Source organism: Ochrobactrum teleogrylli (genome assembly GCF_037482325.1).
Classification (GTDB): domain Bacteria; phylum Pseudomonadota; class Alphaproteobacteria; order Rhizobiales; family Rhizobiaceae; genus Brucella; species Brucella teleogrylli.
In genome coordinates this window covers 1,161,053-1,184,949 of the sequence record NZ_JBBHKQ010000001.1, presented here as the reverse complement: position 1 = coordinate 1,184,949, position 23,897 = coordinate 1,161,053, and the positions used below count along the sequence as shown (strand labels likewise).

Here is a 23,897-nt window from a genome sequence, read left to right as displayed (position 1 = left end):
AGCATCGGACAATGCGAAAGAATAAGAAAACAAAGCAAAAATCTGCAATCGAGGTGGAACTATGAAAATTTCGACGAAAGCGGCTTTCGCGCTGCTCGCCGCAACCATGCTAACCGGAACCGCGCAGGCCGAAGACGGCAAGATCAAGATCGGTTTGATCTATACGCTCAGCGGACCGTCCGCCCTTTTGGGCGAACAATCCCGCGACGGCTTCCTGCTTGCCATGGAGAAGCTCGGCAACAAGCTCGGCGGCCTCGATGCGGAAATCATCATTCAGGACGATGAACAGAAGCCGGATATCGGCGTCAACAAGGTCCAGCAGATGATCCAGCGCGACAAGGTGGATTTTGTGGTCGGGCCGATTTTCTCCAACGTGCTGAACGCCATCGTCAAGCCTGCGACCGATTCCGGCGCGTTCCTGATCTCGACCAATGCAGGCACATCCAATCTGGCTGGCAAGGATTGCAACGCCAATCTGTTCGTCACCTCCTATCAGAACGACCAGATGCATGAAGTTTCCGGCAAATATGCCGAAAAGCAGAACTACAAGCGCGTTTTCCTGATCGCCCCGAACTATCAGGCGGGCAAGGACGCGCTGGCCGGTTTCAAGCATTCCTACAAGAACGAAGTCGCGCAGGAAATCTATGTGCCGCTCGGCCAGCTCGACTATTCGGCAGAACTGGCGCAGATCGCCGCTGAACAGCCGGATGCGGTCTATGCTTTCCTGCCCGGCGGCATGGGCGTGAATTTCGTCAAGCAATATCGTCAGGCTGGTCTTGAAGGCACGCCGTTCCTCTCCGCTTTCACCGTGGATGAAACGACCCTGCCCGCACAGCAGGACGCAGCCGTCGGTTTCTTCGCCGGTTCGAACTGGGCGCCGGATCTCGATTCCGCACCCGCCAAGGAATTCGCCACTGCCTATGAGGCCAAGTTCAAGCGCGTTCCGGCAACCTATGCCGTGCAGGCCTATGACGCCGCCATGCTGATTGATGCGGCCGTCAAGCAGGTCAACGGCAACCTGGCCGACAAGGACGCCTTGCGAGCCGCCATGAAGGACGCGAAATTCACCTCGCCGCGCGGTGAATTCAGCTTTGGCGACAACCACTTTCCGATCCAGAATTTCTACCTGACCAAAGTCGTCAAGCGCGATGACGGCCAGTTCGCCACGTCCTACGTTGAAACGGTCTTCAACGACTACAAGGACAATTACGCAGCTGAATGCAAGATGTAACCCGGTGGAAGAAGGGCGCTCCGATGAGCCCAGTCTTCTCAATTTCCAAGTCTGAAACAGGTCACGCCAGCCCGTCTGGCGTGAACCGGGCTTCAGTACAACGAGTTCCGGACATCCCCCATGCTCAATCTTTTTCTACTGCAATCCCTTAACGGGATTCAGTTCGGCATTTTGCTCTTTCTCGTCGCCGCCGGGCTGACGCTGATCTTCGGCGTCATGGACCTGATCAATCTGGCGCATGGCGTGCTTTATATGGTCGGCGCTTATCTGACCGCGAGTTTCACTGCCATGACCGGCAGCTTCTTCTACGGTATTTTGATCGCGCTTCCCGTCACGCTTGTCATCGGCATCGTGCTAGAAGTGCTGGTCTTTCGACGATTATATGAACGAAGCCATCTCGATCAGGTTCTGGCGACCTTCGGGCTGATCCTGATCGTGAATGAACTGGTGAAGATCATCTGGGGTGCAGCGCCGCTCAGCGTGCCGATGCCGGAATCGCTCTCCGGTTCCATCCAGCTTTTTGGAAACCTGCGCTATCCCGTCTATCGCCTGCTGATCATCGCGGCTGGCCTTCTCACAGCGGCTGGTCTCTATGTCCTCGTCAATCACACGCGCATCGGCATGCTGCTGCGCGCCGGTGCCACCAATGGCGACATGGTTTCGGCTCTTGGCATCAATATCCGCCGCCTGTTCATGGTGGTGTTCGGATTGGGCGCAATGCTTGCAGGCTTTGCTGGCGGCATGGTCTCGCCCATCCTCTCGGTTGATCCCGGCATGGGCGATTCCATTCTGATCCTCACCTTCGTCGTCATCGTGATTGGCGGCGTCGGCTCCGTGCGTGGCGCTTTTGTTGCGGCCATCACTGTCGGCCTCGTCGATACGCTTGGCCGCACCTTCGGACCGATGCTGCTGCGCAATCTGCTCGACCCCGCCGCAGCCTCGCAAATGGGCCGCACGCTGGTGCCGATGCTCACCTATATTCTCATGGCGGCCGTGCTCTATTTTCGCCCGACTGGGCTCTTCCCGGCACAGGGAGGGACGCGATGAGCGAGATTACCCATAACAGCACCCGCGATACCGCCATGCCGGAAAAGGCAAAGCGCCCGACCTCGCCCTTGCTGGATGCAGGCCCGTGGCTGGTCTTTGCCGCCTTCGCCGTGGTTCCGCTTCTCGCCTCCGTTCTCGGCGACAGCTTCCTCCTCGTGATCGTCACCCGCATCATGATCTTTGCGCTGGCCGCACTTTCGCTCAACTTCATCATGGGTTACGGCGCGCTCGTTTCCTTTGGTCATGCGGCCTATATCGGGATCGGCGCTTATGCAGTCGGCATCCTGTCCAGCTATGGCATTGACGATCTGATCTTGCAGCTGGTCGCTGCCATCATTGTCGCAGCGCTCTTCGCGCTCGTCACCGGCTATATTTCGCTTCGAACCAACGGCGTTTATTTTATCATGATCACGCTGGCTTTTGGTCAGATGGCCTTCTTCTTCATGGTCTCCCTGTCGGCCTTTGGCGGCGACGACGGCATGACGCTGTCGTCGCGCTCCACGCTGTTCGGCAATACGCTGCTTTCCAGCAATCTGGTGCTGTTCTATTTCGTGCTGGTGCTGCTGGTCGGTGCGTTTCTCACCTTCCGTATGCTGGTGCATTCCCGGTTCGGTCGTGTGCTGCGTGGCACGCGGGACAATCCGGTGCGCATGCGCGCCATCGGCTTCTCGCCCTTCTCGTTTCAGCTCACCGCCTATGTGATTGCCGGTGTGGCGGCGGCGATTGCCGGTGTGCTGCTCGCCAACCAGATCCAGTTCGTTTCACCTGCTTTCATGAGCTGGCAGCGCTCCGGCGAACTGATCGTCATGGTCGTGCTGGGCGGCATGGGCACGCTGATTGGCCCAGTCCTCGGCGCAACCGCCTTCATCGTACTGGAAGAAGTGCTGGCGCATTTCTCCGAGCATTGGAAACTCGGTCTCGGCCTTTTCCTCGTCCTCGTCGTGCTTTTCAGCCGCGACGGTATTGGCGGCTTGATCCGCAAGCTGCGTGGAGGTTCCGATGTCGGATGAACTGCTTCAGGTCCATGACCTGCACAAGAGCTTCGGCGCGCTCAAGGTGACGGACGGCGTCAATCTCACCGTCAAACGCGGCGAAATTCACGCGCTGATCGGCCCGAACGGTGCTGGCAAGACGACGCTGATCCATCAGCTTTCGGGCAATCTGAAAAGTGACCGTGGCTCGGTCGTCTTTGATGGTCGCGACATTTCCGGTCTGGCCATGCCCGCGCGTGTTCACTTGGGCCTTGCGCGCTCCTTTCAGATCACCTCGGTTCTGGAAGGTTTCAGCGTGCTGGACAATGTTGCGCTGGCCGTTCAGGCGCGATCAGGCTCAAGCTTCCGCTTCTTTCGGGCGGCGAGCAAGGAGGCCGAAATCAACGAGCAAGCCATGGCGGCACTTGCCCGCGTGCGGCTGGACGACCGCGCCCATCGCCGGGCCGGAGCGCTGTCGCATGGCGAAAAGCGCCAGCTTGAGATTGCCATCGCGCTTGCCACCAAAGCGCAGATGTTGCTACTCGACGAGCCACTGGCTGGCACCAGCCACGAGGAATCCGTGGTGCTGGTCGAATTGATGCGCTCCCTGCGCCAGACCCACACGCTGGTTTTGATCGAGCATGACATGGATGCCGTTTTCTCGCTGGCTGATCAGGTGAGCGTGCTTGTCTACGGGCGCGTCATCGCATCGGGAACACCCGCCGCCGTACGCTCCGACCCGGACGTACGCGCCGCCTATCTCGGTGAAGAGGAGGCCGCCTGATGCTGAAAGTTGAAGGGCTTCAGAACGCCTATGGCCAGTCCCGCATTCTCTTTGGCATCGATTTTGAAGTCGGCGCGGGAGAGGTCGTTACCATTCTCGGCAGAAACGGCATGGGCAAGACGACAACCATCAAGTCGATCTTCGGCTTGCTGCCGCCCAAGGGCGGCAAGGTCATCGTCAATGGTCATGACGTGACCGGCAAGCCGCCCCATGCGATAGCCCGCGAGGGGCTAGGGCTGGTCCCGGAGGGACGGCAGATATTCCCGACGCTCAGTGTCGAGGAAAACCTACTGGCCACCCGGCGCGCGGATGCGCGCTCCTGCAAATGGTCGCTGGAGAGCATCTACCGGATGTTTCCACGCCTGAAAGAACGACGGCGCAATATGGGCAACCAGCTTTCCGGCGGCGAGCAGCAGATGCTGGCGGTCGGTCGCGCCCTGATGACCAATCCGAAAATGGTTGTGCTGGACGAAGCGACGGAAGGCCTGTCGCCGCTGATGCGCGAAGAAATCTGGTCCTGCCTGCGCAACATCAAGGATGAGGGCGAAGCGATCCTCGTCATCGACAAGAATGTCGATGCGCTGGCGCGCTTTGCCGACCGTCACGTGGTCATCGAAAAAGGCCGTGTGGTGTGGAGCGGCGACAACGCCGCCCTTTTGAACACCCCGGACATCAAGGAACGTTACTTGCACGTTTGACCATGCAGTCGAACGCAAATTACTGGCATTGACAGGAGACGAGCATGCACCCCAGCGCTCATGTGGACACATTCGTTCTGGATAATCTCCCGGCTGCGGAACTTCTACCGGATATCATCAACCTTGAAGAACTCGGTTATCCGGAACAGCTGAACGCGACCACCGAGCTGGTGGACGCCCATCTGGCAAACGGGAGAGGCGACCGCATCGCCTTGCAGGCACCGGGCGTGCACTGGACCTATCGCGATCTTGCCGCGATGATCAACAAGATCGCCAATGTGCTGACCGACAAGCTTGGCATGAAACCCGGCAATCGCGTGATGATTCGCTCGGGCAATAACCCGACCAAGATTGCGCTCTATATGGCGATCATCAAGGCAGGCGGTGTCGTGGTCGCGACCATGCCGCTTTTGCGCGCCCGCGAGCTGGTCCAGATCATCGACAAGGCCGAAATCAGCATTGCCTTTTGCGATCATGCTCTGATCGGCGAAATGCAAAATGCTGTGGCGCAGACAGGTTTCGTCAAAACATTGGTGACATGGGAAGGCAATGCAGACGGAGAGCTTGGCGCATTGCTGGCCGATGCATCCAGCGATTTCGAGGCGGTCGCGACACGCGGCGATGATCCTTGCCTGCTCGGTTTTACATCCGGCACCACTGGCCTGCCGAAGGCGACCATCCATTTCCACCGCGACCTGCTGATCGTTTGTGACTGCTATGCGCATCACATTCTGGACGCGACTGAAGACGACATCTTCATTGGCTCGCCGCCACTGGCTTTCACTTTCGGTCTTGGCGGGCTGGTCCTGTTTCCGTTCCGAATTGGCGCTTCCACAGTGCTTCCGGCAAAGACCGCGCCGCATGATCTGGCGCTCGCCATCGGCGAATATAAGCCGACTGTCTGTTTCACCGCGCCGACCGCTTACCGCGCCATGCTTTCAAAGATCGATCAATATGATCTTTCCTCGCTGCGCAAATGTGTTTCAGCCGGTGAGGCCCTCCCGCTCCCCACTTTCGAAGCGTGGAAACGCGCCACCGGGCTTTCGCTGGCGGACGGCATCGGTGCCACGGAAATGCTGCATATCTTCATCTCCGCGCCGGAAAAGGATATTCGCCCCGGCGCGACTGGCAAGCCAATCCCCGGCTATGAAGCGCGCGTGATCGATGACAACGGGCAGGAATGCGCGCCCGGCACGCCCGGACGCCTTGCCGTTCGCGGGCCGCTCGGCTGCAAATATCTGGCCGACCCGCGCCAGACCAAATATGTCGAGAACGGCTGGAACATTACCGGCGATACCTATGTCATGGATGAGGACGGTTATTTCTGGTATCAGGCCCGCAATGACGACATGATCGTTTCCGCCGGATACAACATTGCCGGACCGGAGGTCGAGGCCAGCCTGCTCGCGCATCCGGCCGTGGCGGAATGCGGCGTGGTGGCAGCGCCCGATGACGAACGGGGCTGCATCGTAAAAGCCTATGTGGTGCTGAACGAGGGCTATAATGGCGACCAGAACTTGCAGGAAACTCTGCAAAGCCATGTCAAAAGCGAACTCGCGCCTTATAAATATCCGCGCGTGATATGCTGGGTTTCCAGCCTGCCCAAGACGGAATCCGGAAAATTGCAGCGATCCGCCCTGCGTGCGCAGGCGGCTAGCGAAGCCCGCGCCTGACGCGGCTTGCGCATGGATATGCAGGAGAATTCAGTGCTTCACGACTTCGATACCGCCTATGACAATATGAAAGCTATCAGCGATTCCGCCAGCTATCCGCCGCGCTGGACGGAACTGGCCTCCAGCTTTCGCGAAAAAATGCGCGATCAGGGCCGTTTGATACCCGACATTGCCTATGGCGACGGCGCACGCAACCACTACGATCTTTTCCTGCCGGACGGCTCGGCCAAGGGCACCGTTGTGTATGTCCATGGCGGCTATTGGAAGGGGTTGGATAAAAGTTTCTGGTCGCATCTGGCGCAAGGCGCGCTTGCGCGCGGTTATCGCGTGGCCATGCCAAGCTATACGCTCTGCCCCGAAACACGGATTTCCGGCATCACGCTGGAAATCGGTCGCTTCCTCGACCATCTGGCGCAGGAAGTGGACGGCGACATTGCCTTGACCGGCCATTCAGCCGGGGGGCATCTGGTCAGCCGCATGGCCTGCGAAAACGCGCCCATTGCCGCCGCAACGGCAGAACGGATCAGTCGTGTTCTTTCAATCAGCGGGCTGCATGATCTGCGCCCGCTGCTCAAGACCGCAATGAACGATATTTTCCATATGGATGCCGCAGAAGCTGTCGCGGAAAGCGCAGCTCTCCAGCGCCCGCGCACGGACATCGCCGTGCATTGCTGTGTCGGCGGCGACGAGCTGATGGAATTCAGGCGGCAAAATACGCTGCTGGCAAACATCTGGTACGGATTGGGGATCGAGACCAGCGCCTGGGAAATCGACGGCACGCATCATTGCAATGTGATCGATACGCTTTGCGATCCCGAAAGCCGCGCCGTCCAATTTCTCTGCCCCTAACACCAACCTGCGATCCGACGGTCAAACCGGCGGTGTTTTCAGAAATCTGGGCGGGAAGGTCGATGCGATTGTCGTTTCAGGCTCGCTTTTCACTGGCATCTTTCCGCAACCGATATTAACACCGATGAGAGCGCCTTGTTGCGCCTGATGCCAAAATGCATCCGGCGCATGACTGTTGCAACCATGATCGATGACGAGGGAATTCATGGAGGAACGCTTCTCAGGTACGGTTCTGGCTTCCGAGCATCAGGAGGAGAACCCCGCGCGTTCGCTGGGCGAGATCGGCCTGAACAGTTTTGCGCCCTACCTGATGAACCGCCTGATGGCGCGCTATAATGCAAACCTTGCGGAAGCGCTGAAAGGCCGCCAGATCACGACGGTCAAATTGCGCACGCTTGCCGTCTTGAGTGTCACCCCTTCGGCGACGATCAACGAGCTTGCGGTCTTTACCGTGACCGAACAATCAACGATGAGCCGCACGCTCGATTCGCTTGAAGAGCAGGGTTACATCCGCCGTCAGGCACGCGCAGAAGACATGCGCATCCGCGATATTTCGATGACCGAAGAAGGCCGCAACATCTTCAACGAAGCATGGCCGGTCATGTATGATCTGCTGTTGCAATTGTTTGAAGGCATCGATGAAGACGAGCATCGCGCCTTTGTCGGCACCTTGCAGAAAATGCTGCGCAATATCCGTAAAAACGAACTTTAAACCGGCCCGCTTCAAGAAAGCGAGCCGGAATTGTCAGACCATCAATCCGTCGAGCGTGACGGGATCAGCGCGGTTGCCACAGCTGCCAAAGCGGCAACGATAGCAAAGATATAGAAGTTCCACTGCGGGCCGACATTGAGGCTTGCGATCAAGCCGCCCAGAAGCGGGCCCGACAGCGCACCAATGCGCGAGAAGCTCAGCGCCCAGCCAGTTCCGGCGGAGCGAATCGAGGAATCGAGCCGCTGGGCCAGAAAGCCTGTCAGAACCAGCGATGCCGACACGGTGCCGAAACCGGCAATGGCCACAAACACATAATTCATCAGGAGCGAACCCTTGAAGGCAAGCGCCACAATGCCGAGCGCACCCAGCGCATAGGAACAGGCGACCGTGCGGCGCACACCGAAGCGATCCGCCCAAGTGCCAAGCACAATACCGCCGATTGCCGAGCTGAGACTGAAGACTGCGAGGAACAGCAGGCTGTTGCCGAGGTCGTAACCGTTCTTGCGCATGATCTGCGGCAGCCATTGTGCGAGGCCATAAACCAGCAGCAGACCCATGAAGAGCGCGATCCAGAAGCAGGCGGTTTCGAACGCCTTTTTCGGGGAGAAGATTTCACTGAACACCGTGCGCCAGCCAACCTTGCCATGCTTGCGGACAATCGCCCCCGGAACGCCGACGCCCATGCGTGCCGCCGTCTTGCGCGCCGCATCATGCTTGCCGCGCTGGACCAGCGATTCCACGCTTTCAGGCAGGAATGCGAGGAAGATCGGGACAAACAGCAGCGGGATGGCGCCGATCAGCACGATGGTGCGCCAGCCATGCGCTTCAAGAAAACCGCGACCGCACAAGGCTGCGGCAAGCAATCCCATTGAATAGCCCGAATACATGAGACCGTAGTTGAAGCTCTTCTTCTTGATCGGGGAATATTCCACTGTCAGCGCGGCTGCGACCGGAATAATCCCGCCAAGACCGATGCCCGAAATGAACCGGCTCAATCCGAAGATGAACGGGGACGGCGCCATGGCGCTGACGATCATGCACAGCGAAAACAGGGTGATGCAGGCGATGAACAGCGGTTTGCGTCCATGAAGCTCGCTCAACGTGCCAGCAAGAATGCCGCCGATCAGCATGCCGATCACCGTGTAACTGCCGATGGCACCAAGCTCTATCGGCGTCAGTTGCCAGACCGGATCGACCGACAAAGCGGGCAGAATAGCCCCGATGACACCGACATCATAGCCTTCCGCGAAAATCGCGAGCCAGCACAGGCCGACGACGAGCAGGCTTTTGCCTGCCGATATTTCCTTTCCGGCAACAGCCGGCGCGTCTATGCTCTGGGCTTGAGACATAGCTTTCCCCTTTACTTTTGAATTGGCGAGGCGCGCTCTTTGTCAGAGCGTCGCGATTGTCTTCAGCGCGCCATCGAGCGCGATGCCCTGTTCGTCCAGCAGGGCGGCTTGCCGCAGACGCCGGAGCCAGGCCGCGCCGTCGTCCCGCTCAGTCAGAACAGGCAAGGCGGATAGGACACGGTCAAATTTCGACAGGCCACGCGAATGCGTATCGGAGTAGCCCTTAACCAGACGACGGCAACCAAGAACCTCGACCGCGAGATCATAGTTCTTGGGCAAGACAGCCAGCGCCTGTGCCAGCCAGGCTTCACGATGTTCGACCTCACGCTGATGGCGCAGGCTGCCGCGCCGGAAACGACGCAGGCCCGAAACGACATAAAGCCCGGTGAACCAGAACAGCGTTCCCGTGTTTACCCGGCGACCCTTGCTGACACGCTTGTCGAGCCATGCGAAGAGTTTGGGGCGATTTTCAATCCATGCGCCGATGCCTTTCGGCAAGGTGCCGCACACTTCTTCCATGCGCGGGTGCATATATTCGGTCGTATAGGCGATCTGGTCCTTCTTGAGGCCGATTTCCTTGCGCACCCGCTCGAACCGCGAGCCGCGCACCTTGATATCCGCCACCCGGACCACATCGTCATAAGCCATGGCGACAGCGACATATTTTGCCGCCTGTTCGGTGAAGGCAAAACCATGCGCCGCACCGCCATTATCGCGATCGGCCTTGAGCAAGGCAGCGCAGCGGGTCAAATATTCATCCGCATAGGCCGGGTCCTGAAACTCGGTCAGTTTCTTGATGCCTGCGAAAAACATCGGATGGCAATCACCCGGAAACTCGCTGCGAATGCGCTGGATAAGCCTATCCAGCGCTGGATGATCGGACCGTTCGGGCAGAGGGTCGAGCCGCTTTGCGGGCGTTGCCGCTAGCTTGTCATTCGCGCCGCCAAGCGCGCGCTGATAGGCAGCTTCAAAAGCTCTGAGACTGGCCTCTATGCCTTTGCCGCCAGACTTGATCGTCGTTTCAAAGGCGGCTTTGTCGAAGGGCAAAGCGCCGGAAGCGGCAAGCGCGCCGAACAGAGCTGAAGACACCACGCTGCCGCTTTTCGTTGCCAGCGCTTCCATGTCAAAGGCGATGGTCTTGCGCGCGGCAAAGGCTGTTGCGTCCTCGACGACCACCGGATTGCCGATGCCATCGCCCGGCTTTTCCTTTTCGCCCACCGCGAAGGAGCGATGGGTGGAGGTGATGAGCAAGGTCTTGTCTGGCGTCACGAGACCGCGCAAAACCGAGCGCCCCGCTTCCATCAGTTCAGCCGCAATGACGATATCGACGTCGCCCGGCGTCGGCATCAGCGACAGGATCGGATGCGCCCCTTCGCGGGCCCGCAACAGTTCGAGATAATAGATCGTCGCACCGGTTCTCTGTGCCACGCCGGGCACGGAAGTTGTCTGCGCGACCCAGCCATTGGTTTCCGCCAGCGCCACGACCCAGTCGGCCAGAACGCCGCCGCCCTGACCACCCATGGCGAGGATGGCAATTGACAGTGGTTTGTCCTGCGACAGAAGAGCGGACGGCGATGCATTCAGTGTGGCCATGGCCTGTTCCTCAATCCGCAAAGACGATGCGCGACGCGCGGCGGCGCTTTTGCAGCCAACCAATGACACGGGAGCGCAGGCGATGCATGAACTTGTCCCAACCCGTCGGATTGTGAATGACATCGGCGCGATAGAAGGACGGGCACAGAACCGCCGCTTCCGAAACTTCACCGCAATTGCCGCAACCGACGCAGGAATTGTCGATGGCCGCGACCGGATCGTCCTTCAGCGGATCGTCGGTATGCTTCACCGAAAGCGACGGGCAACCCGACAGGCGTATGCAGGCGTGATCGCCGGTGCACACATCCTCATCGACGCCGAAACGCTGCTTGACCATCCGCTTGCCGTCCTTGACGGCCTTGGCGAATTGCGGCTTCACGCGGCGCTGCTTGTTGAGCATGCATTCCGACGACGCCACGATGATCTTCGGGCCTTTTTCTTCCGTCGTCAGCGCTTCCTTCAGCGTGTCGCGCATCTTGGCAACGTCATAGGTGTGGTCGATCTGGCGAACCCAGCCCGCACCAATTCCCTTGACTGCATCGACGATGGAATTGTTGGTCTTGCGGCGCGGATTGATCGCTCTGGAGGACATCACATCCTGACCGCCCGTCGCCGACGAATAGTAATTGTCGACCACCAGGATGACGCCATCCTGCTTGTTGAAAACGGCATTGCCGACTGAAGTGGCAAGACCATTGTGCCAGAAACCGCCATCGCCCATCACCGAAATGGAGCGTTTGCCCGCAGGCACGTTGAAAGCGGAAGCCGAGGCCGGGCCGAGGCCATAGCCCATGGTCGTGCCACCGAGATTGAACGGCGGCAGAATGGAAAAGAGGTGGCAGCCGATATCGGCAGAAACGTGATGCTCGCCCAGCTCCTTTTCCACCAGCTTCATGGCGGCGAAGATCGGGCGCTCCGGGCAACCGGTGCAGAAACCGGCGGGGCGCGGCGGCACCACTTCTGCCAGCGCCTTGACGCGCTCATCGGCCAGAACCGGCGATGGATCGGGCAGCGGCGGACGGTTGCCGAGCAATTGGGGCGCATGCGCATCGAAGAATGCCGTCAGACCCTTCAAAAGCACGGGCGTTGTGTATTCGCCGCCCAGCGGCAGCACATCCTTGCCGGACAGTTTCGTCTGGATGTCACGGCGGCGCAGCAGCGTATGCAGCGCCTGCTCTATATATTCAGGCGCGCCCTCCTCCAGCATCACCACGGCTTTTTTGCCGGCGACGAAGTCGATGACTTCATCGTCTATCATCGGATAGGCGACATTCATCACATAGAGCGGAACGCGGCTTTCGCCGTAAACATCGGCCAGCCCCATTTGCTGCAAGGCGCGCATAGCGCTGTTGTAAAGCCCGCCCTGCAGGATGATGCCGACATCGCCCTCTTTCGGGCCGAAATATTCATTGAGACGATTGGCTTTGACAAACTCGACGGCTGCGGGCCAGCGCTTTTCGAGCTTTTCCTTCTCGTGCAGGAAAGATGCAGGCGGCAGGACGATACGGTTCACATCGCGCCTTGGATTTTCCAGCGCTTCGGCTAGCGTGTGGGCGGGCCGCTTGTTATCCTTCGCCACAAACTGACCATGCACATGGCAGCTGCGAATGCCCACCTGCAACATGACCGGCGTGTTGGAGGCTTCCGACAGTTCGAAGCCTTTTTCAACGGCTTCCACGATCGAAGGCAGATTGGGCCGCGGCGTCAAAAGCCACATTTGCGATTTCATCGCATAGGCGTGGCTGCGCTCCTGCATGATGGAGGAGCCTTCGCCGTAATCCTCGCCGATGATGACCAGCGCGCCACCAGTCACCCCGCCGGAGGCAAGGTTGGACAGCGCGTCGGAGGCGACATTGGTGCCAGCCGTCGATTTCCACGTCACTGCGCCGCGCACCGGATACATCACGGAAGCGGAAAGCATGGCCGCAGCCGCAGCTTCCGATGCAGACGATTCGAAATGGACGCCGAGATCTTCCATCACGTCCTTCGCATCCGCGAGAACGTCCATAAGATGCGAAATCGGCGAGCCCTGATAGCCGCCGACATAGGACACGCCTGACTGCAACAGCGCCTTGGTGATGGCGAGAATGCCCTCGCCACTGAAAATATCGCCTTCGCCGAGCTTCAGATCCTCGACCTCACGGGCGAATGAGCGCTCCGCCATGACAATTCCCCTTTTCCGTTCGCCGGAATATCAATTCATTTGCATCAGCATATTTTCCAATTCTAAACTGTGTCAATAGCGCTTTTCAGAACGATTATAATTATTGCATTTGCATATTTCTGTTTGGGCGCATTTTCTCGCCTCCCAAACGCGATGTGGGAAAGACTATGATTTTTTCGCTTGACGCGCCAGAACCCCTAATTATATTTTAAGCTTAAAATAATTAACCGGCTCCGTTCGGCAAATATCGGTCGGCAGCATATCGGAAAGGGAACTCAACATGCGTATCGTGTGTATTGGAGGAGGTCCGGCCGGCCTTTATTTCGGCCTTCTGATGAAAAAACTTCATCCGGAACATGACATTACGGTCGTGGAGCGGAACCGCCCTTACGACACGTTCGGCTGGGGCGTGGTGTTTTCCGACGCGACCATGGAATCCATGAAGGTCTGGGACCCGGAAAGTGCGGCTGAAATACAGGACGCCTTCAATCACTGGGACGATATCGAGGTTCTGTTCAAGGGCACGCGCCAGCGCACCAGCGGCCACGGCTTCGTCGGCATCGGGCGCAAGCGCCTGCTCAACATTCTTCAGCTGCGCTGCGAAGCGCTGGGCGTGAAGCTTCAGTTTGAAACCGACGTGGAAAGCGATCTCGATTTCCCGGACGCCGATCTCATCATCGCTTCGGACGGCCTGAACTCCCGCATTCGCAATCGCTATGAGGACGTGTTCGAACCCGATCTGATCGTGCGGCCCAATCGCTATATCTGGCTCGGTACGGAAAAGCTGTTCGACGCCTTTACCTTCGATTTCCGCAAGACCGATCACGGCTGGTTCCAGGCGCATATCTACAAGTTCGACGACAAGACCTCGACCTTCATCATCGAAACTACCGAGAAAGCCTATCTGGCGCATGGACTGGACCAGATGGATCAGACCGCATCCATCGATTTCTGCGAAAAGCTTTTTGCGGAAACGCTGGAAGGCGCGCCGCTGATGACCAATGCGCGCCATATGCGCGGCTCGGCCTGGCTCAACTTCAACCGCCTGATTTGCGGAAAGTGGAGCCACTTCAACGGCAATTCCCATGTGGTGCTGATGGGTGACGCGGCCCATACCGCGCATTTCGCCATCGGCTCGGGCACCAAACTTGCCATCGACGACGCGATTGAACTGGCCAACCAGTTCCAGAAGCTCGGTCACGGCAAGGAAGGCATTCCTGAAGTCCTGCATGCCTATGAGGAAATCCGCCGCGTCGATGTCGCGCGCATTCAAAACGCCGCGCGCAACGCCATGGAATGGTTCGAGGTCGTCGGCCAACGTTATGCCGACACGCTGGAGCCGGAACAGTTCATGTATTCCATGCTGACGCGCTCGCAACGCATCAGCCATGAAAATCTGCGCCTGCGCGACAAGAGCTGGCTGGAAGGCTATGAGCGCTGGTTCGCCCGCAAGCAGGGGCTGAACGTGACGGAAGACGAGCGTTGCCTGCCGCCGATGTTCACGCCCTACAAGCTGCGCGGCGTGACATTGCCAAACCGCATCGTCGTGTCGCCGATGGCCATGTATTCCGCGACCGATGGCCTGATCGACGACTTCCATATGGTGCATCTCGGCAGCCGCGCCATGGGCGGCGCGGGACTGGTCTTTGCCGAAATGACCTGCGTGTCGCCCGATGCGCGGATTACGCCGGGCTGTCTCGGCATCTGGAACGATGCGCAGGCCGAAGGCTGGAAGCGCGTTGTCGATTTCATCCATGGCAACAGCAATGCGAAGGTTGGCATGCAGATCGGCCATGCCGGACGTAAAGGCGCAACCAAGCTTGCATGGGAAGGGATCGATCAGCCGCTGGAAGAGGGTTCATGGCCACTGCTGTCGGCTTCCGCCCTCCCCTATCTGAAGCACAGCCAGACACCGAAGGCGATGGACCGCGCCGACATGGACCGGGTGAAAGCGGATTTTGTCGCTGCCACCAAACGCGCCGCCGAAGCGGGCGTCGATTGGCTGGAGCTGCACTGTGCACACGGCTATCTTCTGTCGAGCTTCCTCTCGCCGCTCACCAACCGGCGCGAGGATGAATATGGCGGCACTTACGAAAACCGCGCGCGCTATCCGCTGGAAGTCTTCCACGCAATCCGCGAAGTCTGGCCGCAGGACAAACCGATCTCGGTTCGTCTTTCCTGTCACGACTGGTTTGAAGGCGGCAACACGCCGGAAGATGCGGCGATCTTTGCCGACATATTCAAGGCCGCTGGCGCCGATCTGATCGACTGTTCGTCAGGACAGGTCTGGAAGGAAGAAAAGCCGGTTTATGGCCGTCTGTTCCAGACCCCGTTCTCCGACAAGATCCGCAACGAAATCCACATTCCGACGATTGCCGTCGGCGCGATTTCGGAAGCCGATCATGCCAATTCGATCATCGCGGCTGGCCGCGCCGATCTCTGCGCCGTGGCCCGACCGCATCTTGCCGACCCGTCCTGGGCATTGCATGAAGCGGCAAAAATCGGAATCAACTCGATCGCATGGCCGAAGCAATATCGCTCCGCCAAGTATCAGTATGAAGCCAATCTCGCCCGCGCCGCAGCTGCGCCGCAAGGTGCGAAGTAACGGGAGATTGCGATGAACGATGCCGCTGTTGGCCTTGCCCTTTCCGGCAAGCATGCGCTGGTCACCGGCGCCGGTAGCGGCATCGGCGCCGCTATCGCGGTCGGTCTTGCGAGCGCCGGGGCAAATGTGACCCTAGCGGGTCGCCGCCGCGAACCGCTGGAAGCAACCGCCGCCCTTCTGGACTGGCAACGGTGCTTTATTGCCGATGGGTTCGATGTGACCAACCGCGAAGCCATCGCAACTGGGCTGGACAGCGCGCGCGCCGCATTCGGGCCTGTCAGCATTCTTATCAACAATGCCGGAGAAGCACCGAGCGCGCCGTTTGAGAAAACCAGTCTCGACATGTGGAGCCGCGTTCTCGATGTCGATCTGACCGGCGTTTTCAATGTGACGCAGGCGACCCTCGATGACATCAAGGCGGGCGGCAAAGGCGGGCGCATCATCAATATCGCCTCCACGGCGGGCCTGAGCGGCTATGCTTATGTCTCGGCCTATTGCGCCGCAAAGCACGGGGTCGTGGGTCTGACCCGCGCGCTGGCGCTGGAACTCGCCCGCAAGGGCGTGACGGTCAACGCCGTTTGCCCCGGTTTTACCGATACGCCGATCATCTCACGCTCGATTGCGGCCATTGTCGCCAAGACCGGACGGTCGGAGGAAGATGTTCTGGCAGAATTCGTCAAGGCGAACCCGCAGGGACGCCTGATACAGCCAGAAGAGGTGGCTGAAACCGTGCTGTGGCTCACATCGCCCGGCGCGCAATCGATAACTGGACAGGCGATTGCAATCGCCGGTGGGGAGGTAATGGCAGGATGACCGACGGCACGATTTCGATGGCGAGCAATCTGAAGCCTTTCAAGGACTATCAGGCCACGCATTTTCTATGGCAAACAAGCGAAGACGGTCGCGTTGCCACGCTGACCCTGAACCGCCCGGACCGGAAAAATCCGCTGACATTTGAAAGCTATGCCGAGCTTCGCGATCTGTTTCGCGATCTCGTCTATGCCTCCGACGTGCGCACCATCGTTCTGACCGGCGCTGGCGGAAACTTCTCGTCGGGCGGCGATGTGTTCGAAATTATCGAACCGCTGACCCATATGACGATGCCCGATCTTCTGGCTTTCACGCGCATGACTGGCGATGTCGTCAAGGCCATGCGCAAATGTCCGCAGCAGATCATTGCCGCCGTTGACGGCATTTGCGCCGGCGCTGGCGCCATTCTGGCCATGGCATCGGATTTGCGCATCGCAACGCCGGAAGCGAAGACCGCCTTCCTTTTTACCCGCGTCGGGCTCGCAGGCGCCGATATGGGCGCATGCGGCATTCTCCCGCGACTGATCGGGCAGGGCCGCGCATCGGAACTGCTTTATACCGGACGCTTTATGAGCGCTGACGAAGGCGAACGCTGGGGCTTTTTCAACGCGCTTCATCCGCAGGGCGATCTTCTGGGCAAGGCCGAAGCGCTGGCGCGCAATATTGCCGACGGTCCATGGTTCGCGCATGGCATGACCAAGACCATGCTCAATCAGGAATGGGCCATGGGCATTGAAGAACTGGTGGAATCGGAAGCGCAGGCGCAGGCGATCTGCATGGCGACGCAGGATTTCCGCCGTGCCTTCGAGGCTTTCGCTGCCAAGCAGAAGCCCGTTTTCGAGGGGAACTGACGATGGATAGTTCCGCAGCACTGCCGCTGACGCGGGAGCATCTCGACTGGCCGTTTTTTGACAAAGCTCATGCCGATTGGGCCGCAAAACTGGATGCCTTTGCTCAAAGCCCCGCGTTGGCCGATGTCGATCACAGCGACACGGACAATGCCTGCCGCGCTTTGGTGAAAGCGCTGGGCAAAGCCGGGCTGCTGGAAGCAGCCGTCAGCCTGACGGGCGGCGAAGGGATCGATTCCCGCAAACTTTGTATTGCCCGCGAGACACTGGCCTATCACGATGGTCTCGCCGATTTCGCCTTTGCCATGCAGGGCCTTGGCACCGGCGCAATCAGCCTCACCGCATCGGACGAGCTCAAGCAGGCCGTGCTGCCGAAAGTGGCAAGCGGTGAATGGATTTCGGCCTTTGCCCTGTCGGAAAAACTGGCAGGGTCCGATGTGGCGGCGATGAGCTGCGCCGCCAAAGCTGATGGCGACCATTATGTGCTCGACGGTGAAAAGACCTGGATTTCCAATGGCGGCATCGCCGATGTCTACACCGTCTTTGCCCGCACCGGCGAAGCGCCCGGCACGCGGGGCATTTCGGCCTTTGTCGTGTTCGCCACCGATCCCGGCTTTTCCATCGCGGAACGCATCGATGTGATCGCGCCGCATCCGCTGGCGACGATTCGCTTCGACAATTGCCGCATCCCGGCCTCGCGCCGCCTCGGCGCGCCGGGCGAAGGCTTCAAGATCGCCATGCGCACGCTTGATATTTTCCGCGCATCGGTTGCGGCAGCAGCACTTGGCTTTGCGCGCCGTGCAGCCAGCGAGGCGCTGTCCCATGCGCGGTCGCGTCCGATGTTCGGCGGCGCTTTGGCCGACTTGCAGCTGACGCAGGCCACGCTTGGCGACATGGCGACCGATATCGACGCCGCAGCACTTTTGACCTATCGCGCAGCATGGCGGCGCGACGTTCAGAAGCTGAACACCACCAAGGAAGCCGCCATGGCCAAGATGGTTGCGACGGAAAACGCCCAGCAAACCATCGACAAGGCCGTGCAGATGTTTGGCGGTCGCGGTGTGAAAAGCGGCGAAATCGTCGAGCGGCTTTATCGCGAGATACGCGCACTTCGCATCTATGAGGGCGCAACGGAAGTGCAGAAACTCATTATCGCGCGCGAACTGCTGAAGGCGAATTAACGCCTGCCCCGCACGTATTTTCTGGAGACACAACATGCATAAGACACTGCAGCCGCAAGGCTGGGCCCGCCCCATCGGATATGCCAATGGCGTTGAAGCGCGTGGGCGCACCGTCTATATCGGCGGCCAGATCGGCTGGAACGAACAGCAACAGTTCGAGACCGACGATTTCGTCGAGCAGACCGAGCAGACATTGAAAAACATTGTCGCCATTCTGGCGGAAGCTGGCGGCAGGCCGGAGCATATCGCCTCCATGACCTGGTATTTCACCGACAAGGCTGAATATACCGCCAATCTGAAAGGCATCGGTCGCGCCTATCGTGATGTGATCGGCAAGCACTTCCCCGCCATGGCGGCGGTGCAGGTTGTCGCGCTGGTCGAAGACCGGGCCAAGATCGAAATACAGGCTTTTGCCGTTATACCGGACTGAGACCGCCATGGCCGATAGAAGCGAATTCTCCGCCGCTGTGACAGGCACGGTTGTCGATGGCATTCTTGTCGTCACGGTCGATAACCCGCCGGTCAATGCCACCTCCGCCGAGGTGCGCAAAGGTTTTGCCGCAGCCATTCGCCATGCGTCAGAAGACGCGGCGATCCGCGCGACCGTGCTGAGCGGCGCTGGCAAAATCTTCATCGGCGGGGCGGATATTCGCGAATTCGGCAAGCCGCCGGTCGAACCGACATTGCCGGATGTCATCACGCTCATCGAAAGCGCGGACAAGCCCGTGGTGGCTGCAATCAACGGTCCTGCTTTGGGCGGCGGACTGGAGATTGCACTTGCCGCTCACGCGCGGATCGCATCGACCAGCGCATCCTTTGCCCTGCCGGAGGTCAAGCTCGGGATCGTGCCCGGCGCTGGCGGCACGCAGCGCCTGCCCCGATTGATCGGACCGCTGGCAGCGCTCGACATGATCGCCACCGGACGCCAGATCGCCCCGGACGAAGCCCAGCAATTGGGCCTCATTGACCAGATATCGGTCGGCGACCTTGTGGCCGACGCCATCGCGCTCGCCAATGCGCTGGTCGGCAAACCGTTGCGCCGCACCGTCGATCTACCTGTCACCGCGCCCGATGCTGCCGCCTTTGAACAGGCCAAAGCCAAGATACAGAAGAAAGCGCGTGGCGCGACCGCCCCCGGTGAAGCCGCGCGGCTGGTTCAGCTGTCGACAACGACCGCGATTTCCGAAGGTCTGGCTGAGGAACGGACCACCTTCATTCGGCTGCGCGACAGCGAAGAGGCCGCCGCCTTGCGGCATCTGTTTTTTGCCGAACGCTCGGCTGGAAAAGTGGAAGGCATGGAGGCGAAACCTCTGGCGCTTTCCACCATCGGCATTGCCGGGACCGGCCTGATGGGATCGGGGATCGCCGTTGCCTGTCTTACCGCTGGCTACAAGGTCATCGGCTATGAAACGACTGCGGAGGCAGCCGCCAAGGGCCATGCGCGGATCAGCGATATGATCCAGAAGGCCGTCGATACCGGCAGGCTTTCCGCTGAGGCCGGAGACGCCCAACGCGCGAAGCTCTCCGTCAGCGCCGACATGTCCGCACTGGCCGATGCCGATCTCGTCATCGAAGCCGTCTTCGATGATTTCACCGTCAAGGCCTCGCTGTTCCGCGAGCTTGACGCGTTGCTGCCTGCGGCAACCATTCTGGCGACCAATACGAGCTATCTCAATCCGGATGAGCTGGCCGCCATCACCAATCGCACCGACCGGGTGCTGGGGCTGCATTTCTTCTCGCCAGCCAATATCATGCGGCTTCTGGAAGTGGTGCGCTGCGCGGAAACGTCCGACGAGACGCTTGCAACCGGCATCGCTTTTGCCCGCAAGATCAAGAAGCTGCCCATCGTCACTGGTGTCTGCGAAGGCTTCATCGGCAACCGGATGTTTTCAGCCTATCGCACGGAAGCCGAGAAAATGCTGGCCGAAGGCGCCTATCCCGAAGATATCGATCGCGCCATGGAAGCCTATGGCTTTCCGATGGGGCTTTTCGCGGTTTACGACATGGCCGGGCTGGAAATTGCCTGGGCGCGGCGCAAGAGAGCGGCGGCAAGCCGCGATCCCAACCTTACCTATTTCGATGTTGCCGACAAATTATGCGAAGTTGGGCGTTTTGGCCGCAAGGCTGGCCTCGGCTGGTATCGCTATGCGGATGGTGTTCGCACAAACGATCCGGACGTCCATGCATTGATCGATGATTACCGTGCGCGCAACGCCATTATTCCTCGCAATTTCAGCGATGAGGCGATCATGCAGCGTCTGCTCGCCGCCATGGCGCATGAAGGGCAAGCCCTGCTTGAAGAAGGCATTGCGCGCCATTCCGACGATATCGATCTGGTTCTGGTCAACGGCTACGGCTTCCCGTCGATCAAGGGCGGCCCCATGTTTGCAACAAGTGATCAGGCGAAATAAAAAACGGCAGGCGGGAGACGGCTTATTCGTCTTCGGCGCCGGAAAGATGGTTTCGCACCGACTTCTTCAGCGGATCGAGATCGGCCAGCAGGGTCTGGATGATATCGTGATCGACATCGGCCATCATTTCCCGCAGCCAGCCTTCATGGGCTTTGGCCATCTGGCTGAACACCGAAATGCCCTGATCCGTCAGACGGGCCACCGTGACGCGACGATCGGCGCCCGGCGTCTCACGTTTCACCAGACCTTCGGTTTCCAGCCGTTCCACCAGACCGGTGACATTGCCATTGGTTACCATCGTGCGGCGTGACAGTTCTCCCAGCCGCAAGCCTTCCGGCTCGCGATAGAGCTGCGCCAGCAAATCGAATTGCGGCAGTGTCGCGCCGAATTCATTGCGCAGACGCCGCCGGATTTCCTGCGAGACCAGCTTGGTGGTGGACAGCATGCGCAGCCAGAGACGCAATTCCGGCTTTTCGCTTTCATGATCGTCGCTGACTATGATCTCGAAATCCACCGACACGCCCATTTCCTTTATTCAAAGCACGTTGGTCAGGCTCAGGAATCGAGCCATAATCCGTGCTTTAAGAATCGCGTTTGCCGGAAAATATTTCAAGCCTTAAATAAATTGTCCAAAAGCCCTGCGAAAGACCGCGAAACACCCTTTTTTCCGCGCAGAAAACAACCTCACCGCCACATTATTTCTAAATGCATATATTTCTTGTTGTGGCGCCCCATTCCGGCGCCGCAAGGAAAGCCCGATAAAAAAAGATTTCACGGCAATTTGTGATGTTTATCGGCGCATGAGAACCGCTTAAATACTTGCAAAGTCATATGATATTGCATAGCTTTCTCCTCAAGGCTCAAAGAAGCCATTGCACAAATCCGTAGCTCCACCCACACTGGGTCGAGAGCGGCAAAGACGAGGGAAACTATGAAAGAGACATCCGTTCTCACCGGACTTGCATCCGCATTGGTATCGCAATCGATCAAGGTCGTGGATATTACCGCGCCGCTCGGGCCCGATACGCCAGTGCTTTATCTCCCGCCGCAATTCGGCAAAAACACTCCGAATGTGAAGATCCACGAGATCAGCAAATACAATCAGGACGGTCCGTTCTGGGCGTGGAACTGGATCGAACTTGGCGAACATACGGGAACGCATTTTGATGCTCCCTGCCATTGGGTCACCGGCAAGGATCACGCGAACAACACGACCGACACCATCCCGCCGCAGAACTTCGTTGCACCGGTCAATGTGATCGACCGCTCTGCGGAAGCAACGGCCAACCCGGATTATCTCCTGACGGTGGAAAGCATCCAGGAGTGGGAAGCCGAGCATGGCGAGATTGAAGCCGGATCGTGGGTAATCCTGCGCACCGACTGGTACAAGCGCAACGGCTCCAGCGAGACATTCCTGAATGCCGACGAGAATGGCCCGCATTCGCCCGGCCCGACTGCGGAAGCGATCCGCTATCTGCTCTCCAAGGGGATCATCGGCTGGGGTCAGGAAACCATCGGCACCGATGCCGGTTCGGCAGGCGGCATGACCCCGCCCTTCCCGGCGCATCATCTGCTGCATGAAGCCAATCGCTACGGCCTTGCAAGCCTCAGCAATCTCGACCAGCTGCCGGCAAAGGGTGCGATCCTGATCGCCGCGCCTTTGAAATTCGTCGCTGGTACGGGATCGCCCGTGCGCGCATTGGCGCTTGTTCAGGGCTAAAGCTTCCAGCAAGCAATGAATAAGAGAGCGGTTCCGATGTTTTCATCGAAACAGGAACCGCTCCAAGCTCAAGAGCCTGAATCAAAAAGCGGCATGTGTGTGCGAAAATGGTGATTTTCGAGTACCGGAGCGGAGCGTACTTAAAGGTACGTGAGCACCGGAATGTAGAAAAGCGCCATTTGCAGCCACACAGGGCGACTTTTGGAACAGGCTCTAAGACTGCCGTTCCAGATAGGGCAGCTCACGCGGCCGGATCGTGCTGGCCAGCGTATTGATGCGCAGCATGGCGCGTTCGTGCGAGATTTGCAGATGATTCACCAGCGCGCGCTGTGCCCCCGCCAGATTGTCGGACTGTAGACACGTCACGATTTCAAGATGTTCTGGCAGAAACGGCTCGGACGCAAAAAGCCCCGATGTCCATTGATACAGGAAATGATGCGCGACGAGCAGCGTCTGTGGCAGCCGGACCGCCTCGAGCAAGGACGCGCTGTCGCAATGGCCGAGAAGCTCGACATGCAGTTCCTGTTCCAGCCGGTCCAGCGTTTCGCCCGCGACCAGCGGAGCGGTGACCGCTTCGTCCAGATTGCGGCGAACCCGCGCCAGAAATCCCTCGGGCAGACGCGGCAGCGCTTTTTCAAGCGCCAGCGGCTCCAGCACCCATCGCAGTTCGAACAGATCGTGGATGTGCTTGTCGGTGAGCGCCGGTGCGAACCAGCGCCCGCGCTCGTCCTTCTGGATGACGCCGCGCTGCTGTAACCGGGCCATGACGTCCTGCGCCACAGTACGGCTGACGCCATAATGCTTGGCCAAGGCCAGCGCGTTGACGCGCCAGTCGGCCAGCGATGTGCGGGCGAAAATCTCGCTTTCGATTTCGGTATAGATGAGCTGCCAGCTGGGCATGAACTGCATGCGGCTGTCGGCGCTTTTCCTGACATGCGGATCGCCGTTCGAACTGCCAGACAGGCGCGATCTGTTTGCCGCTTCTTCGGCAATGGCATAACCGCGCCCCTCCGCCTTGCGAATGAGGCCGCGCTGTTCCAGTTCCGCCAGCGCCTGACGCGCTGGAACCCGGCTGATGCCGAACAATTCCGCGACCCAGCTTTCCGTCAGTCGCTTGGTCGTTGGAATGGCGCCATTGGCGATGTCCGCCGCGAGACTGTCACGCGCGCGCTGGTAAAGTTTAGGTGCGATGTTACGCATCATGTCATTTTTCCTCCCCTGAATGCGTCCGGCTTCTTGTTATTTTGTCCG

20 protein-coding genes are annotated in these 23,897 nt (G+C 59.2%); 15 read left to right on the top strand and 5 right to left on the bottom strand.

The annotated features are described in order from the left end of the window. The first annotated feature begins 61 nt into the window (after positions 1–61). The 8 genes from WIX40_RS05490 to WIX40_RS05455 all read left to right on the top strand — a co-directional run bounded on the left by WIX40_RS05490 (position 62) and on the right by WIX40_RS05455 (position 7,965). Complete coding sequence (locus WIX40_RS05490; protein WP_339439052.1) at positions 62–1,231, top strand: ABC transporter substrate-binding protein; 1,170 nt, start codon at positions 62–64, stop codon at positions 1,229–1,231. Positions 1,232–1,351: 120 nt separating this feature from the next. Beyond that, positions 1,352–2,278: a branched-chain amino acid ABC transporter permease gene (locus WIX40_RS05485; RefSeq protein WP_140024640.1), complete on the top strand. Its 927-nt coding sequence runs from the start codon at positions 1,352–1,354 to the stop codon at positions 2,276–2,278. Continuing rightward, positions 2,275–3,288 carry a branched-chain amino acid ABC transporter permease gene (locus tag WIX40_RS05480; protein ID WP_339439049.1) on the top strand — a complete coding sequence of 338 codons (1,014 nt, stop codon included), beginning with the start codon at positions 2,275–2,277 and terminating at the stop codon, positions 3,286–3,288. The genes WIX40_RS05485 and WIX40_RS05480 overlap by 4 nt, the downstream gene beginning before the upstream one ends. After that, a complete protein-coding gene (locus WIX40_RS05475; protein WP_109366845.1) occupies positions 3,278–4,033 on the top strand; it encodes an ABC transporter ATP-binding protein in 756 nt (251 codons plus the stop codon). The genes WIX40_RS05480 and WIX40_RS05475 overlap by 11 nt, the downstream gene beginning before the upstream one ends. Continuing rightward, the gene (locus WIX40_RS05470) at positions 4,033–4,731 is read left to right on the top strand and encodes an ABC transporter ATP-binding protein (protein ID WP_109366844.1); all 699 of its coding nucleotides are present in this window, start codon (positions 4,033–4,035) and stop codon (positions 4,729–4,731) included. Before WIX40_RS05475 ends, WIX40_RS05470 begins: the two co-directional genes overlap by 1 nt. 44 nt (positions 4,732–4,775) lie before the next feature. Next, a complete protein-coding gene (locus WIX40_RS05465) occupies positions 4,776–6,404 on the top strand; it encodes a benzoate-CoA ligase family protein (RefSeq protein ID WP_339439045.1) in 1,629 nt (542 codons plus the stop codon). Between the two features lie 33 nt (positions 6,405–6,437). Then, positions 6,438–7,253, top strand: coding sequence for a hormone-sensitive lipase (locus WIX40_RS05460; protein ID WP_339439043.1), 816 nt, complete (start codon positions 6,438–6,440; stop codon positions 7,251–7,253). A gap of 205 nt (positions 7,254–7,458) precedes the next feature. Continuing rightward, a complete protein-coding gene (locus WIX40_RS05455; RefSeq protein ID WP_010659191.1) occupies positions 7,459–7,965 on the top strand; it encodes a MarR family winged helix-turn-helix transcriptional regulator in 507 nt (168 codons plus the stop codon). Between the two features lie 41 nt (positions 7,966–8,006). Here the strand turns inward: WIX40_RS05455 and WIX40_RS05450 are convergent, their stop codons facing one another. Genes WIX40_RS05450 through WIX40_RS05440 form a run of 3 tightly spaced genes read right to left on the bottom strand, consistent with a single transcriptional unit; the run spans position 8,007 to position 13,071 of the window. Continuing rightward, positions 8,007–9,314, bottom strand: a complete 1,308-nt coding sequence (locus WIX40_RS05450) for an MFS transporter (RefSeq protein ID WP_339439032.1) — start codon at positions 9,312–9,314, stop codon at positions 8,007–8,009. Positions 9,315–9,356: 42 nt separating this feature from the next. After that, positions 9,357–10,907 (bottom strand): indolepyruvate oxidoreductase subunit beta family protein, encoded by a 1,551-nt coding sequence (locus tag WIX40_RS05445; protein WP_339439030.1) that lies wholly within the window; start codon positions 10,905–10,907, stop codon positions 9,357–9,359. Positions 10,908–10,917: 10 nt separating this feature from the next. Beyond that, the gene (locus WIX40_RS05440; protein ID WP_339439028.1) at positions 10,918–13,071 is read right to left on the bottom strand and encodes a thiamine pyrophosphate-dependent enzyme; all 2,154 of its coding nucleotides are present in this window, start codon (positions 13,069–13,071) and stop codon (positions 10,918–10,920) included. 280 nt (positions 13,072–13,351) lie between these two features. Between WIX40_RS05440 and WIX40_RS05435 the strand changes: the two genes are divergently transcribed. Genes WIX40_RS05435 through WIX40_RS05410 form a run of 6 tightly spaced genes read left to right on the top strand, consistent with a single transcriptional unit; the run spans position 13,352 to position 20,926 of the window. Beyond that, entirely contained in the window at positions 13,352–15,676 is a 2,325-nt protein-coding gene (locus WIX40_RS05435) for a bifunctional salicylyl-CoA 5-hydroxylase/oxidoreductase (protein ID WP_339439026.1), read from the top strand. 12 nt (positions 15,677–15,688) lie between these two features. Continuing rightward, positions 15,689–16,489: an SDR family NAD(P)-dependent oxidoreductase gene (locus WIX40_RS05430; RefSeq protein WP_339439024.1), complete on the top strand. Its 801-nt coding sequence runs from the start codon at positions 15,689–15,691 to the stop codon at positions 16,487–16,489. Next, entirely contained in the window at positions 16,486–17,337 is an 852-nt protein-coding gene (locus WIX40_RS05425) for an enoyl-CoA hydratase family protein (protein WP_339439022.1), read from the top strand. Before WIX40_RS05430 ends, WIX40_RS05425 begins: the two co-directional genes overlap by 4 nt. 2 nt (positions 17,338–17,339) lie before the next feature. Further along, positions 17,340–18,515, top strand: a complete 1,176-nt coding sequence (locus WIX40_RS05420) for an acyl-CoA dehydrogenase family protein (protein ID WP_339439020.1) — start codon at positions 17,340–17,342, stop codon at positions 18,513–18,515. A gap of 34 nt (positions 18,516–18,549) precedes the next feature. Further along, positions 18,550–18,945, top strand: a complete 396-nt coding sequence (locus WIX40_RS05415) for a RidA family protein (RefSeq protein ID WP_010659199.1) — start codon at positions 18,550–18,552, stop codon at positions 18,943–18,945. Positions 18,946–18,952: 7 nt separating this feature from the next. After that, positions 18,953–20,926, top strand: coding sequence for a 3-hydroxyacyl-CoA dehydrogenase NAD-binding domain-containing protein (locus WIX40_RS05410; protein ID WP_339438999.1), 1,974 nt, complete (start codon positions 18,953–18,955; stop codon positions 20,924–20,926). A 22-nt stretch (positions 20,927–20,948) separates the two neighbouring features. Here WIX40_RS05410 and WIX40_RS05405 read toward each other — a convergent pair whose 3' ends face one another. After that, positions 20,949–21,452, bottom strand: coding sequence for a MarR family winged helix-turn-helix transcriptional regulator (locus WIX40_RS05405; protein WP_371830821.1), 504 nt, complete (start codon positions 21,450–21,452; stop codon positions 20,949–20,951). Positions 21,453–21,857: 405 nt separating this feature from the next. Between WIX40_RS05405 and WIX40_RS05400 the strand changes: the two genes are divergently transcribed. Further along, complete coding sequence (locus WIX40_RS05400) at positions 21,858–22,646, top strand: cyclase family protein (protein ID WP_140024627.1); 789 nt, start codon at positions 21,858–21,860, stop codon at positions 22,644–22,646. Between the two features lie 213 nt (positions 22,647–22,859). Here the strand turns inward: WIX40_RS05400 and WIX40_RS05395 are convergent, their stop codons facing one another. Continuing rightward, on the bottom strand, positions 22,860–23,849 hold the full coding sequence (locus WIX40_RS05395; protein WP_339438997.1) for a GntR family transcriptional regulator: 990 nt from the start codon (positions 23,847–23,849) through the stop codon (positions 22,860–22,862). Positions 23,850–23,897 lie beyond the last annotated feature (48 nt).

Bases quoted from the DNA above. Each gene is read 5' to 3' on its own strand.
- WIX40_RS05450 (WP_339439032.1), bottom strand. From the start codon at position 9,314: ATGTCTCAAGCCCAGAGCATAGACGCGCCGGCTGTTGCCGGAAAGGAA.
- WIX40_RS05430 (WP_339439024.1), top strand. From the start codon at position 15,689: ATGAACGATGCCGCTGTTGGCCTTGCCCTTTCCGGCAAGCATGCGCTG.
- WIX40_RS05445 (WP_339439030.1), bottom strand. From the start codon at position 10,907: ATGGCCACACTGAATGCATCGCCGTCCGCTCTTCTGTCGCAGGACAAA.
- WIX40_RS05435 (WP_339439026.1), top strand. From the start codon at position 13,352: ATGCGTATCGTGTGTATTGGAGGAGGTCCGGCCGGCCTTTATTTCGGC.
- WIX40_RS05490 (WP_339439052.1), top strand. From the start codon at position 62: ATGAAAATTTCGACGAAAGCGGCTTTCGCGCTGCTCGCCGCAACCATG.
- WIX40_RS05415 (WP_010659199.1), top strand. From the start codon at position 18,550: ATGCATAAGACACTGCAGCCGCAAGGCTGGGCCCGCCCCATCGGATAT.
- WIX40_RS05400 (WP_140024627.1), top strand. From the start codon at position 21,858: ATGAAAGAGACATCCGTTCTCACCGGACTTGCATCCGCATTGGTATCG.
- WIX40_RS05465 (WP_339439045.1), top strand. From the start codon at position 4,776: ATGCACCCCAGCGCTCATGTGGACACATTCGTTCTGGATAATCTCCCG.
- WIX40_RS05470 (WP_109366844.1), top strand. From the start codon at position 4,033: ATGCTGAAAGTTGAAGGGCTTCAGAACGCCTATGGCCAGTCCCGCATT.
- WIX40_RS05405 (WP_371830821.1), bottom strand. From the start codon at position 21,452: ATGGGCGTGTCGGTGGATTTCGAGATCATAGTCAGCGACGATCATGAA.
- WIX40_RS05475 (WP_109366845.1), top strand. From the start codon at position 3,278: ATGTCGGATGAACTGCTTCAGGTCCATGACCTGCACAAGAGCTTCGGC.
- WIX40_RS05485 (WP_140024640.1), top strand. From the start codon at position 1,352: ATGCTCAATCTTTTTCTACTGCAATCCCTTAACGGGATTCAGTTCGGC.
- WIX40_RS05440 (WP_339439028.1), bottom strand. From the start codon at position 13,071: ATGGCGGAGCGCTCATTCGCCCGTGAGGTCGAGGATCTGAAGCTCGGC.
- WIX40_RS05455 (WP_010659191.1), top strand. From the start codon at position 7,459: ATGGAGGAACGCTTCTCAGGTACGGTTCTGGCTTCCGAGCATCAGGAG.
- WIX40_RS05410 (WP_339438999.1), top strand. From the start codon at position 18,953: ATGGCCGATAGAAGCGAATTCTCCGCCGCTGTGACAGGCACGGTTGTC.
- WIX40_RS05425 (WP_339439022.1), top strand. From the start codon at position 16,486: ATGACCGACGGCACGATTTCGATGGCGAGCAATCTGAAGCCTTTCAAG.
- WIX40_RS05395 (WP_339438997.1), bottom strand. From the start codon at position 23,849: ATGATGCGTAACATCGCACCTAAACTTTACCAGCGCGCGCGTGACAGT.
- WIX40_RS05480 (WP_339439049.1), top strand. From the start codon at position 2,275: ATGAGCGAGATTACCCATAACAGCACCCGCGATACCGCCATGCCGGAA.
- WIX40_RS05420 (WP_339439020.1), top strand. From the start codon at position 17,340: ATGGATAGTTCCGCAGCACTGCCGCTGACGCGGGAGCATCTCGACTGG.